The organism is Fictibacillus terranigra, from assembly GCF_030412265.1.
Classification (GTDB): Bacteria; Bacillota; Bacilli; order Bacillales; family Fictibacillaceae; genus Fictibacillus_C; species Fictibacillus_C terrinigri.
In genome coordinates, this window is the sequence record NZ_JAUHLN010000002.1 from 1,026,890 (window position 1) to 1,039,039 (window position 12,150).

10 protein-coding genes and 2 pseudogenes are annotated in these 12,150 nt (G+C 42.4%); 3 read left to right on the forward strand and 9 right to left on the reverse strand.

All coding sequences use genetic code 11. From position 1 onward, the window contains the following. Window positions 1-196: 196 nt before the first annotated feature. Window positions 197-394, forward strand: a complete 198-nt coding sequence (locus tag QYF49_RS13170; protein WP_090232622.1) for a cold-shock protein — start codon at window positions 197-199, stop codon at window positions 392-394. A gap of 36 nt (window positions 395-430) precedes the next feature. On the opposite strand, the gene QYF49_RS13175 is transcribed toward QYF49_RS13170, so the two are convergent. From QYF49_RS13175 to QYF49_RS13200, 6 genes and pseudogenes are all read right to left on the reverse strand, one after another. Next, window positions 431-1,219 (reverse strand): alpha/beta fold hydrolase, encoded by a 789-nt coding sequence (locus tag QYF49_RS13175; RefSeq protein WP_290400041.1) that lies wholly within the window; start codon window positions 1,217-1,219, stop codon window positions 431-433. A gap of 224 nt (window positions 1,220-1,443) precedes the next feature. Then, window positions 1,444-2,406, reverse strand: coding sequence for a type I pantothenate kinase (coaA, locus tag QYF49_RS13180; RefSeq protein ID WP_290400042.1), 963 nt, complete (start codon window positions 2,404-2,406; stop codon window positions 1,444-1,446). Between the two features lie 225 nt (window positions 2,407-2,631). Further along, entirely contained in the window at window positions 2,632-3,573 is a 942-nt protein-coding gene (locus tag QYF49_RS13185) for a magnesium transporter CorA family protein (protein ID WP_290400043.1), read from the reverse strand. A gap of 124 nt (window positions 3,574-3,697) precedes the next feature. Further along, window positions 3,698-3,859: an ATP-binding protein gene (locus QYF49_RS13190; protein WP_425589570.1), complete on the reverse strand. Its 162-nt coding sequence runs from the start codon at window positions 3,857-3,859 to the stop codon at window positions 3,698-3,700. Then, window positions 3,802-5,013 carry a sensor histidine kinase gene (locus QYF49_RS13195; protein WP_290400044.1) on the reverse strand — a complete coding sequence of 404 codons (1,212 nt, stop codon included), beginning with the start codon at window positions 5,011-5,013 and terminating at the stop codon, window positions 3,802-3,804. The genes QYF49_RS13190 and QYF49_RS13195 overlap by 58 nt, the downstream gene beginning before the upstream one ends. A 237-nt stretch (window positions 5,014-5,250) precedes the next feature. Next, window positions 5,251-5,804: pseudogene (locus QYF49_RS13200) on the reverse strand (isochorismatase family protein). A 221-nt stretch (window positions 5,805-6,025) separates the two neighbouring features. Between QYF49_RS13200 and QYF49_RS13205 the strand changes: the two are divergent. Beyond that, window positions 6,026-7,495 (forward strand): Ig-like domain-containing protein, encoded by a 1,470-nt coding sequence (locus QYF49_RS13205; protein ID WP_290400045.1) that lies wholly within the window; start codon window positions 6,026-6,028, stop codon window positions 7,493-7,495. Window positions 7,496-7,556: 61 nt separating this feature from the next. Here QYF49_RS13205 and QYF49_RS13210 read toward each other — a convergent pair. Then, window positions 7,557-7,781, reverse strand: a pseudogene (locus tag QYF49_RS13210) (IS3 family transposase); the annotation flags it as partial. A 500-nt stretch (window positions 7,782-8,281) separates the two neighbouring features. Beyond that, entirely contained in the window at window positions 8,282-9,253 is a 972-nt protein-coding gene (locus QYF49_RS13215; RefSeq protein ID WP_425589571.1) for a S8 family peptidase, read from the reverse strand. An 812-nt stretch (window positions 9,254-10,065) separates the two neighbouring features. On the opposite strand from QYF49_RS13215, the gene QYF49_RS13225 reads away from it, so the two are divergent. Further along, complete coding sequence (locus QYF49_RS13225; RefSeq protein WP_290400046.1) at window positions 10,066-11,334, forward strand: DHH family phosphoesterase; 1,269 nt, start codon at window positions 10,066-10,068, stop codon at window positions 11,332-11,334. 146 nt (window positions 11,335-11,480) lie between these two features. Here the strand turns inward: QYF49_RS13225 and QYF49_RS13230 are convergent, their stop codons facing one another. Beyond that, on the reverse strand, window positions 11,481-12,107 hold the full coding sequence (locus QYF49_RS13230; RefSeq protein ID WP_290400047.1) for a LysE family translocator: 627 nt from the start codon (window positions 12,105-12,107) through the stop codon (window positions 11,481-11,483). Between the last annotated feature and the right edge of the window lie 43 nt (window positions 12,108-12,150).

The window sequence follows — 12,150 nt, forward strand, 5'->3', positions numbered from 1 at the left end:
CCTATTCCCCAATTCCTGATAATCTAAATAAAAAAATGAAGAAATCCTTTCTTGATAAAATGGTTAATTCATGTTACAGTAGTAATAGTTATTTTTGTTCGGTACATGACTTCTTCGCAGCGGTTTGCGTCTTGAATGATATTTGAGCAGGAATAGTAATAAATCGTGGTTTTGATCCACACAGGAGGAACATCATATGTTACAAGGTAAAGTTAAATGGTTTAACGCAGAAAAAGGTTTCGGCTTCATCGAAGTTGAAGGCCAAGACGATGTATTCGTACACTTCTCTGCTATTCAAGGCGAAGGTTTCAAATCTCTTGAAGAAGGTCAAGATGTAACTTTTGAAATCACTGAAGGTGCTCGCGGACCTCAAGCTGCAAACGTTCAAAAGTAAGCAGATAGAAAGACTCCTGAAGTCAGGAGTCTTTTTTTATTGTGTTTTTTTCATAAAAGTTTGTATCGCCCGTATGAGTTCACATGGAGATTCGTACATTCCCATATGGCCCGAATCTGTAAGCACGGATTGTGTAATCCATTCCCCCGAGACAGAAAATGTCTTTTCCGCCTGGATCACCTGATCTCGTTCGCCTGCTATAAGAAGCACTGGCATTTTGGAGGATTGGAGAACATCATTGCGGTTCGGACGGTTCTTCATCGCTACCAGTGCGCAAATTGCCCCTTCATCCAGAGTCCCATAGCCAATCTCTCTTGCTCTCTCAATCTTTTCCTTTTGGGCGGATGCGGGTGCAAACAACTTGGGAACGAGCTGATCGATTACCTCTTTCAATCTGCCATCCTTTATTTTTTCAATCGTCTGATCCCTGCCGTTCCTTCCAGCTTCATCATCCGGGAAAGCAGTTGAATGAATGAGCCCAAAAGCTTTCAGCCGGTTACTTTGATGGTCAGCAAAGGCAAGTGTAATATAACCCCCAAGGGAATGCCCGAACATTGTGACTTTTTCCAGCCCCAAATGTTGAAGCAAATCTTTAATATCTTCAGAAAGATCCTCCACTGCGCAAGCAGATTCCCTGACGGATGATTTTCCATGACCCCTCAGATCAGGAGCAATTACCCGATAATCCTTAGCGAGTTCAGGGATAACCTCCTCCCAATACTCATGGCTTCCGCAGAAACCGTGAAGGAGCACGATCGGTTCTCCTTTGCCTTCATCCATATACGACATTCTCACAGTTCCAAGGTCTGCAGTTTTTAATTTCAAGGCTGCTCCACTCCTTCTGCACTTTTATATTGATCAACTTGCCGTTTCAAATCCTCCAGCTCATCCAATAATTTTACCATCATATTATCCGTGCGTCTAAGTTCCAGCCAAATCTGGCCTACTACTCCATACCCTCTTATGTTTCATGTCATGTGTCCTTTGTGATGAATTAAAGGTATTTCAGCCAAAAAAGACCCTAAATGGGTCTTCTGGGAATTACGTTCTCACATCTTTCGCATCTTTATGCCGGAAACTGAATGGTTTTTTCCTTTTTCCAAGATCAAATGCGCTCTATACTTGGTAGGAAGAATATTCTCACGCAGGTTTAGGCCGTTGATGGTATTCCAAATATTCAAAGCGAACTGGATCGCTTCATCATCCTTTAAGTCAGCGTACCGGTGGAAATACGAGATCGGACTTTGGAACGCTGTATTCCTTAAAATCTTAAAACGCTCAACGTACCATTTTTTTATCTCTTCTTCGTCTGCATCGACATACAGGGAAAAATCGAAGAAATCTGAGACAAAGATCTGAGGGGTTTGTTTATTCCTTTTTTGTTTCGGAACCTGTAGTACGTTTATTCCTTCAACAATAACGATGTCCGGCGCAGAAATGGTTTGTACCTTGTCAGCCAAAATGTCATATTCCAGGTGAGAATAGATCGGCGCCTCAACAACAGGCTTGCCGGATTTCAAATCGGAAAGAAAATGTATCAATCCTTTCAGATCATAGCTTTCCGGGAAGCCCTTCCGGCCCATAAGACCCTTTTGCTCAAGGACAGCATTCGGGAACAAAAAGCCATCTGTCGTTACAAGCTCGACTTTCGGTGTATTCGGCCAACGTGAAAGAAGAGCCTGAATGATTCGAGATGTCGTGCTTTTCCCTACAGCGACGCTTCCTGCAATGCCTATAATGAACGGCGGTTTTTTCATTTGCTTTCTTAAAAAAGCATTAGACTGCTGATGCAGCTGCTGTGAGGCTGTCACATGGAGGTTCAGCAGGCGGCAAAGCGGCAAGTAGATGGAAGACACCTCATCAAGAGAAACATTTTCATTGATTCCCTGAAGCTCCGATATTTCCCATTCCGTCAACGGCTGTATATCGGCCGAATACAGGCTCGCCCACTCGCTTCTTGAAAAAGAAAGATAGGGCGACAGCGACTCATTCTCTAACATCATCTGGCTCATTGCTGGCATCTCCTTTTTGGATCACTATGCTTAATATTCTATATAAACGGTCATAGGATACTCATACATTTAAAAGTTGGATCTATCGCTTTACAATGTTAACACAATTTTAAAGATAAGATAACCTGATTGTAAACCCAAACGGCTTAAATAAGAAAGCGGTTTCCCCCAAAAAGATAAAAAGGATCCCCAATCAGTAGGAAATCCTTTTTATCCATCATCCCTTTACTTACGGAAGAAACGTTTTTTCCAAAAAATAAAAGATACGAGGCCAGAGAGTGTAAATGCCAAGCAAAGACTGACGAAAAATGCATGGGGATACTTTTGAAACGGCAAAGGAATGTTCATGCCGTAGAAACTCGCCACCATGGTAGGGAGAGCGAGTATAATCGTAATGGATGTCAGAAAACGCATCTCGACGTTCAAGTTGTTGGATATAACAGAAGAAAAAGCATCCATCAAACTTTTTAAGATATTTCGATAAATCAAGCTCATTTCGATGGCCTGTTTATTTTCAATGATAACGTCCTCTAACAGGTCCTTATCCTCTTCATACATCTTCAAATAGCTGACCTTCAATAATTTTTCAAGAACGGCATCGTTCGACTTAAGCGAGGTCGCAAAATAGACAAGGGACTTTTCAAGTCTGAGCAGCTCAAATAGATCATCATTCTTCAATGATTCTCTCAGTTCATTTTCGATCTGTTCGGTTTTCCGATTGATCTGACGCAGATACCGCAAGTAATAGGTCGCGATCATCTGCAGCAGCTGAAAGACAAAGCGTGTTTTCTTGTACGTATAAAAATTCTTCACTTTATGTTTCGCAAACAACTCAAGAATGGGGTTCTCCCTAAGGCATACCGTAATAAAATGCGTATCCGTTGAAATCATCGCAAGCGGAAACGTATCGTACTGTATTCCATTTTCATCCGATTCAAGGATCGGAAGGTCGACGATAACACTCACGGTGTTTCCTTCTTTCTCCACCCTTGAACGTTCCTCTTCATCCAGAGCATCTCGTAAAAAATCCGGATCGATTCCGATCTTTTCAACGACCCAGTTGATTTCTTCATTGGTAGGCGCAATCAAGTTAATCCAGCAGCCTTTTTGAATATCGTCCATCTCTGATAATTGATTGGCAGTGTCAGTGTAATAAACATTCAGCATATGATCTACCTCTTACATTCAGTCTATTCCTATAATAAAACAAATCCATTTAAAAAAGTAAACAAAAGATTTATATTTTTTGTTATAAAAGCAAAAGAGCCTTTACATGTAAAGACTCTTCTTTCTACGCTAGATCCAATTGTATGCTTACTTTGAAAAGATCACCGTCAGCTTCAACCTCCATATTTCCCTCGTGAAGGTCAATAATCGATTTGGCGATGGCCAGCCCTAGGCCGGAGCCTTCCGAATGCCGGGATGTATCTCCTCGTTTGAAGCGTTCAAACAATTCTTCAGTGTTGCCGCCCAGCTCGTATTTCGAGACGTTTTTGAAAGAGAGATGAGCTTTTCCGTGCTTTTTTCCACCGCGATATAAACCCGCGTACCTTCAAGAGAATATTTAAGGATGTTTCCGATCAGGTTGTCAAACACTCGCCACATTTTCTGTCCATCCACATGCACATCGATGGGCTGTTCCTTGGCGGACATTCTCACTTGCAGCGTCGATTGTTCGATCGCTTCATCATGCTCAGCCAAAGCCTGCTGCAGCAGCTGAACGATATCTACAGTCGTTTTCACGAGTTCAATATTTCCACTTGCCATCTTTGAAGCTTCAAAAAGATCATCGATCAGAACTTTTAAACGTTTTGACTTTTTATCAATGATTTGTACGTAAGCTTCCCTAGACGCCTCATCCAGACCATGGGTCTTTAGAAGCTCGGTATACGTGATGATGGAAGTAAGAGGAGTCCTGAGATCGTGGCTGACATTCGTGATCAGTTCTGTCTTCAGCCGCTCGCTCTTTGCCTCTGATCGTTGAAGAGACTTTACGCCGTGTTTCAGCGTATTAATGTTCCTGGCCAAACCTGCAAGAACAGAACGTCCTTTCGCCTTCAAATCCGGCTCCATGTTCCCTGCAGCAAGCTCAGTTGAATGATGCACAATCCGGTTGAAATACGATATTTTTTTCAGGGAGAAGATCAGTACTGGCATGGTCACAGCAATAAACATCACAACATATAAAACAGCCAGCTGATTATGATATAAGATAATTCCTACACCAAAACCGGAAGCGAAAATTACAATAAGCAATACGAAATACTGAAAAGCGAGGCTGCGGAAATGGAAGACCTTCTCTAAATCATTCCAGAAACGGTGGATCAAAGCTGTTTTCCAATATTCTTTCGTCCAGGCTCTGCCTTTCCACTCGGTTAAAATCCATATTAGTTGAATGATGTTCAGCCCTATCATTAAGCTCGTGAACCCGATGGTGATGACCGTATCATCAATGTTGCCGGCAAAGGGCCCATAAACATTGTAATCCGCCGCAACCCCTAGTGAGATCAGGAGTATGATAATGGAAAAAAGCAAGAAAGCTAATTTTACATCGACAGGTATTGTTTTGAAATAAGCTCGATATGAGGAGTCCGTTATGGAATTCACTAGACGCTGTTTTTTTGCCAGCCAAAAGCTGCTCCGTGTCTTTTTTCATGCTCTTCATTTGTTACACAAAACTGCTGGCTGCTCGCCAGCAATCCCACCCACATTCTAGGAAATGAATTGAGGGTCTCTTTCAAGCATCTGGCCGCGAGGATAATCTGAAACTATAATCAAAATATTGTGTTAAGAGAGCTAATTCAAAAGAGACCTTTTACAAGGTCTCTTTTGCTGCCGATTTGCTTATCGGTAAGTGTCATGTATGGGGTGAAACAAATCTTCTTCAGCACTTCTGACGATAGAAAAGTGATCGACATTGTAATGACCGTGAAGAATTTCATTATGATGGGCAATGATCTGTTCTGCGTTCAGCGTTTTTGAATCCGTCGTCGAATGCCCCTCTTTGACAAGCGTCACATCAAATCCTTGTACGGTTGCCATCCTTACGGCCGTATCAATGCAATGCTCTGTTTTGCAGCCCATGATCACGAGATGTATTACTTCATGGGTTTTCAAGTGTTCCAGCCTGTGCTATAAAAGGCATTGGTAGCTTTCTTGTCAAAAAATGGACAATTCTCAGGCATTGTGATGTCCTTATGAACTTGAAACCCCTTTCCTTCACCAGAAGCAACATCCTGATCCCTGATAAACAGAATGGGAACCTCTAGCTCTCTTGCTTTTCCAATCACAAAATTGATGGTTTGTATCAGCTTTTCTTTTTGATAAACCGCTTCATTTCCTTCACTTCCGTCCATCAAATCCTGCTGTGCATCAATTACGAGCAAGGCTTGTTTCACGCAATCATCTCCTCGATTCTTTACTAATCCTGATCTTCCCATTGTAAAAGTTGATTTTGGTATGCCATAATAACCGCCTCCTTTCTTGATGTCTGTCTGACTAATTCTATACTTGGCCTCAGCATCCTGTTCCAGCTTCCAAAACCTTCAATTATTTTACACTATTAACCTTGAAAATTATGGTAGAATATAAAGAGATTAATAGAGACGGAGGACTAGAAATGAAATCACTGCTATTGAAGGCGGGTTTGGCAGGCTGCCTGGCCATTGGTTTATGGCCTGCGAATGATGCACACGCCGAAGCCGCATCTGGCTTACAGACGAAATGCAGTTCATTAGGCACTCTAAAAAGAGGAGTAAATCCCGGCTTTCAGCATATGAACTGTCTGTTGACAAACGCCGCTTTAGAAGCCGGCATCCCGCCAGAGATTGTGAAGGCTGTCGCCTCAAAAGAAAGCAGCGGATGGAAGCAATATGACAAATATGGCAACCCGATTGTCTCTCACGACAACGGGATCGGGGTTATGCAGATTACCGTTCCGAGAGATTCTGACCCTATAGAACTTGAAAAGCTAAAGTTTGATATTCCATATAACATAAAGGCAGGTGTTGCTCTTCTTTCTTCCAAATATAATAATTTGAAATTACCTGCTGTACTGCCGAAAGACAAAAACGTGCTGGAGTCCTGGTACTTTGCCGTCATGGCATATAATGGGATCAAGCCTAAGAACAGCCCGCTGTTCCAAAGTACAGGCAAACCGAATACGGAAGCCTATCAGGAAAGAGTACTGTCTTTATTGAACGATGATAGTTTCTTAGGGCATACAGCTCTTGGTAAACCAACATTCTCAACAAAAGATTTTCAATATGATCCATCGATAGCAGAAAACATTGTTTTTCTTAAAAAATCATACAGTATGACGAAACGGCTCCATGCCTCAAGATATCTATTAAAGAAAAATGATAAAGTGGTAACGAGCTGGGACGAACCTCCGTTAACTCAAGTTAATCTGAGAAAAGGTCCCTCTTCAACTACAGCAACGGTGAAACAGCTCACTAAGAACACACCTTTGCTCATTTCTGATCAATTTCAATTTGACACGTATCTAGACAGCGCTAATCAATTTGTATGGTATCCGGTTACTACAATTGATAAAAAATTTAAAGGGTATATCTCTTCCGCATACATCACCAAAGCCATGGCCAAACTAACGGTCAATCCGGTGGACGATAATGATACAAGCATTTCAGGAAAAGCACCAAAAAGCACATGGGTAACCATTAAAGCCGGAAGCAAAACACTGGCTGCCAAGCTTGCGCACACCACCGGCACTTTCAAGATCTCCATACCGAAACAGAAAGCCAACACCAACCTATCCGTGACCTACAAGGACAGCCTAAATACAGTCAGTCCTTCAGTTTCCGTTACAGTCGTTGATCACACAGCGCCTGCGGCACCTCAGGTTTCAACCATCGCGTCAAAAACCACGACTGTAACAGGATCTGCTGAAGCATACTCTACGGTTCTAGTAAAAAAAGGTAAGACTCTGCTTGGCAAGAACACCACTGATAAGTACGGAAAATTTAAAGTAAAGATGAAACCTCAGAAAGCGGGTACGATCCTTTCCGTTACAGCGACCGACAGAGCAAAGAATACGAGCAAAGCTGCCACCTATAGAGTAAGAAAATAGAAATAAAAAAGCTGATCCATCAGATAAAGTGTACCCTATGTAAAGGACATTTTAAAAAAGGCTAGGAACCTTTAAAGAGATGATCTCTGTATTCAACAGGGGTCATTTTTTTTAAGTTCCATTGATGCCTAAAATAATTGTAGTACTTCATATAGTTCTTTACTTTACGCTTAAGTTCATCCAGTGTAGTACACGACTTAATGAATGTTTCATCTTTGAAGTGCCCAAAAAAAGATTCTTGAGGAGCGTTATCCCCACAGTTTCCTCGCCTTGACATGGATTGGTAGGAACAAACCCGTTTCATTCCAATGATATCAACATTGAATCCGAATTCTCCAAATATCTCTCTTGGTAGCCTTTCATTATCATTTTCGCGATGAAAATACGTTTGAACTCATCCGTATAGGTAATACCTTTCGAACTCACTGATTTAACGTAAGGATTTTTTGATAGTAGATTGATCTCTTTCTCTGCAAATAACTTTTTACTCATAATTAAATCTTCCCCAGTTCTGATTTTTCTTCATTATATAGAAAAGCACCCTATAGGCAGACTTTTTTTAGTGTCTACACTATAGGGTACACATTACAGATGGGATCAGCTTTTTCTATCATTATGCTCTTTTTCGTTCGGATGAATCCTTTTTTCGCTAAGCGGATGTTTTTTTGCTTCTGCGGTTGCGTTCGTCCACCATTCTTATAGTAAGCATGGCAAAACTGATCATTAAGGACAATACCTTATACACCGCCATCAACAACATCCTCCCTTATAATATGGGATTGTTATTTACTTTTGGACAGCCATGTCCTTATTTGATCCATGTCTAGGAGCATTTCCTTTCTCAGGGTTTAAGAAAAGCAATCCATTGCCCTCCCCTTTTTTCGTAAGCCCGATGGTCTCGGTATTTTTACAAAGCTGGGCATATATCTCAGGTTCCGTGAGCTCCCTGCCAAATTCTGCTTCCTCTTTTTGGACCAGTACGGCAACTGCTCCTGAAACGTGCGGTGTGGCCATAGAGGTTCCAGAAAGTTTGGCGTACTTATTACCAGGATACGTTGATAATACGTTCACTCCTGGGGCGACGAGATCGATCTCATCATTGGTATTTGAAAATTCCGCCAGGCGTTTTTGTTCATCCACCGCACCGACCTCGACAACTTCTTTATAGTAGCCTGGATAGGCCTGTTCATCAGAATTTTCATCGGAGTCTCCTTCATTGCCTGCTGCACAAACGACCATCACGTTTTTATCCACTGCATTCTTGATGGCTTCGTGCATTTCCGGCACATCATCCGGTCCTCCCAGAGACATAGAGATGACCCGGACTTTTTCGCCCTTATCGCCTCTCCACTCTACCGCATAATTGATCGCGTCAATGATTCCCTTGTAGCTTCCGCTGCCGTCCTTGTCAAGCACTCGCAGAATCAGGAGCTTTACTTCTGGTCCAACACCCGTAACCCCCAGTTGATTCACAGACGCTGCAATTGTACCTGCTACATGTGTCCCATGAAAGTGTCCATCGGAATAATCCTCAGGATCACCATCAACAAAATTTCGTCCCCCAATGACCCGGTCTTTTAGATCGGGATGATTTACATCGCATCCTGTATCAAGAACGGCTACAACCACATCAGTTCCCTTATATCCTTGCTCCCAGGCTGCTGGAGCATTGATCATTTGAATACCATACGGAATTTCTTCACCAACAGTCTGCAGAACCTCTTCTAGCTTAAAAGGAATTAAACGAACTTCACTCATACGTCCTTCCTCCTTTATATAGGTGATGGTGCAACGATAAAGATGAAATACCATGGAAAAAGTGACAGGGGACAGTTGAGCTGACAAAAAGCCATGTCTTTAAAAGAAACTGGATTAACCGTTACAGGCTGCCTCCTCTTTTGACATAAAACTGCTGCGGGGTATGGGAATAGGTGTTTGCATCATTTTAGCATCCTGTTTGTCCAAAAACAACCTTTTTCAGAAAAATGAGAATTTTGTTCTATTCTATATTAAGATTAGCTGAGGTTTAAAGCATGTTTGATTGATTTTCTCCCTTTTTACTGGGTCATTCGATTCAGAGCCAAAAATAAGAAGGAGCTATTCGCTCTCCGCCTCTTTTTTCTGTTTGAGTTTATGCTGTTTCCAGCTTGTATAAGAAAACGTGCAGGTAAGTATAAAAAACGATCGAAGCGCTTAGTATCATGAAATCCCACATGCTCCCGTTACAGCTGCTGCGGACTCGAAAATTCCGCCCGTTGTTTTTTCTCCTTAACCGGCAGGCGGGGATAATGAAGCTCTGCAAGCACAAACACTTCTTCTGTGAGTTCTTCCATCACTTTCAAGCTATGTTAGAGGATTCCCCGTTAAAATGTCAGCAAACCGTTCATGCAGATTTTCGGAACGATCATCACTCGGCGCTTTATTCCATAAAATATGCAGTTCAATATCTGAATGCCTGTCCTCCCATCCCCTCGAAACGGAGCCGGCGAGAAATATCCTTTTTTCGGTTGAAAGAAAGTGCGCGTGCCTATACTATGGAATATGGAATTGAGAAAGGAGGCGTTAGTGGAATGAAACTTTTTTCACATAATGACCTTGATGGTAAATCATGCGGCATTGTTGCCATGCTGGCACTTGGAGAAGAGAATGTAGAGACCTTCTACTGTTCGCATGACAATATTAATCGCCGTGTTTCTGACTTCCTGCTTGATGCTGAGCAGGAACATAAAGCGGTATACATAACGGATATTGCAGTAAATGATGAACTCGCCGAAAAACTTCAGTCACGGTACGAAAGCGGACGGGAAGTACAGCTCATCGATCATCATGTCACTGCAGACCACTTTAACCAATATGACTGGGGCCTTGTTCAAACAAAACAAGAGGACGGCAGACTGACTTCTGCGACCTCTCTCCTTTATGAGCACTTTATTAAGAATGGCCTGCTCAAGGACTCTGGAGCGTTAAAAGAATTTGTAGAGCTCGTCAGACAGTATGACACGTGGGAATGGTTTGAGAATGAAAACGAAAATGCCAAGCGCTTGAACGACTTGTTCTTTTTGCTTCCTCCGGGCGAGTTTGAGAAAAATATGCTGGAGCGATTGAAAACAGAAGATCATTTTCATTTTTCTGAAACAGAAGAAACCATTCTTCAGCTCGAGGAAGACAGCCGAAAAGCGTATATCAAGAAAAAGCAGAGACAAATGGTTGAAACTTGGGATGAGGTTTACAATACGGGAGGGGAACCCTACCGAATCGGAATCGTCCATGCGGAAAGCCACCATTCTGAGCTCGGGAACGAACTGAACCGGGAAAATCCCCATCTTGATCTGATCGTCATCTTAAATATTGGCGGGAAACGAGCCGGTTTCCGAACCATCTATGAACATGTGGACGTATCTAAATATGCCGCCCAGTTTGGAGGCGGCGGACACCCTAAAGCTTCCGGATGCACCCTCACTCCAGAAGGATTCCAGCGCTTTGTCCTGCCTGCCTTTGAAATACCGCCGAGAAGGCGCGATGCACAAGACAACGAATGGAACGTCAGGGAAAGCGTGTATGGTACGCTATTCATTAATTACAACAGAGAAATTACTAACCTTTTTCAGGCAAGCGACCAAAAATGGAAACTGATTCATAACAGCGTCCTAGTCCCGAGGTCGTTTGAGGATTTTCAGTCAGCTGAAAACTATTTGAAGCGCCAGTACAATTCATGGCTCATGCCAGATGAAAAGTATTTGGAATATGTAAGCTCAAGCCTCAGTATTCCACTGGAAAAAGTCATGTCAGATTACAGGGAAATTATGGACCAGCATCGTTCCTTCTTTATTAAGGGATAAAAAACTGCGCACAGACTCAAGATCTGTGCGCTTCTTTATTGCAAATACAAAATAAACAAAATATAAATATGCCATCCCATCAGAAGCAGATAGACAAAAAATGCGATATATACTAAAACTATAATTTTATTTCGCAGCGGCAAACCCTATTTCCATAAAAATTTAAAGGCTTGATATCCAAAATAAAAGCCGAAACCGATGAGTGAAAGACCAGAGACGCGTGAAATCAATTTAAGCAGGGAATCTGCAAGAAAACGCCTGAAGCTGCTGGCTACGAGAGCCATCGTAAAGTCCCACAGCAATATTCCGCTGAAGATCGCCGCGCTGATCAAAAAAAGCTTCTCACTATGGTACTTAGCGGCTGTCTCAGCCAGGACTGAGCCATAGATCCCAAGCCAGAAAAGGATGGTCAGCGGGTTAGTCAGTGACATGAAAAAACCAGAAAGAAAACATCTCCATGTTTTTTCGCTTCCTTGTTTTTTTGAAAGAACCATTACACCAGCACTTTGAAAGCTTTCAATTCCTGTATAAATTAAAACAAAACAGCCAAAAAGCCAAAGAAATGATTTGATGACCGGAGCATCCAAAAATTGCACAAGCCCCAAATAGACGAGTGCCATGTAGATGGCATCGGCTGTCGTGGCTCCAAGGCCCACCATCCAGGCATGCCAGAAACCGTTTCGGATCCCCTTATCCATCTGTGCAGCATTAATCGGTCCAATCGGTGCCGCCAACGACAGCCCTAAAAGCATGTATTTTAGTAATATCCCCACCGCAAACCTCCGCCTGTTTTTGTTCTGTTTGTACAAGTCTATT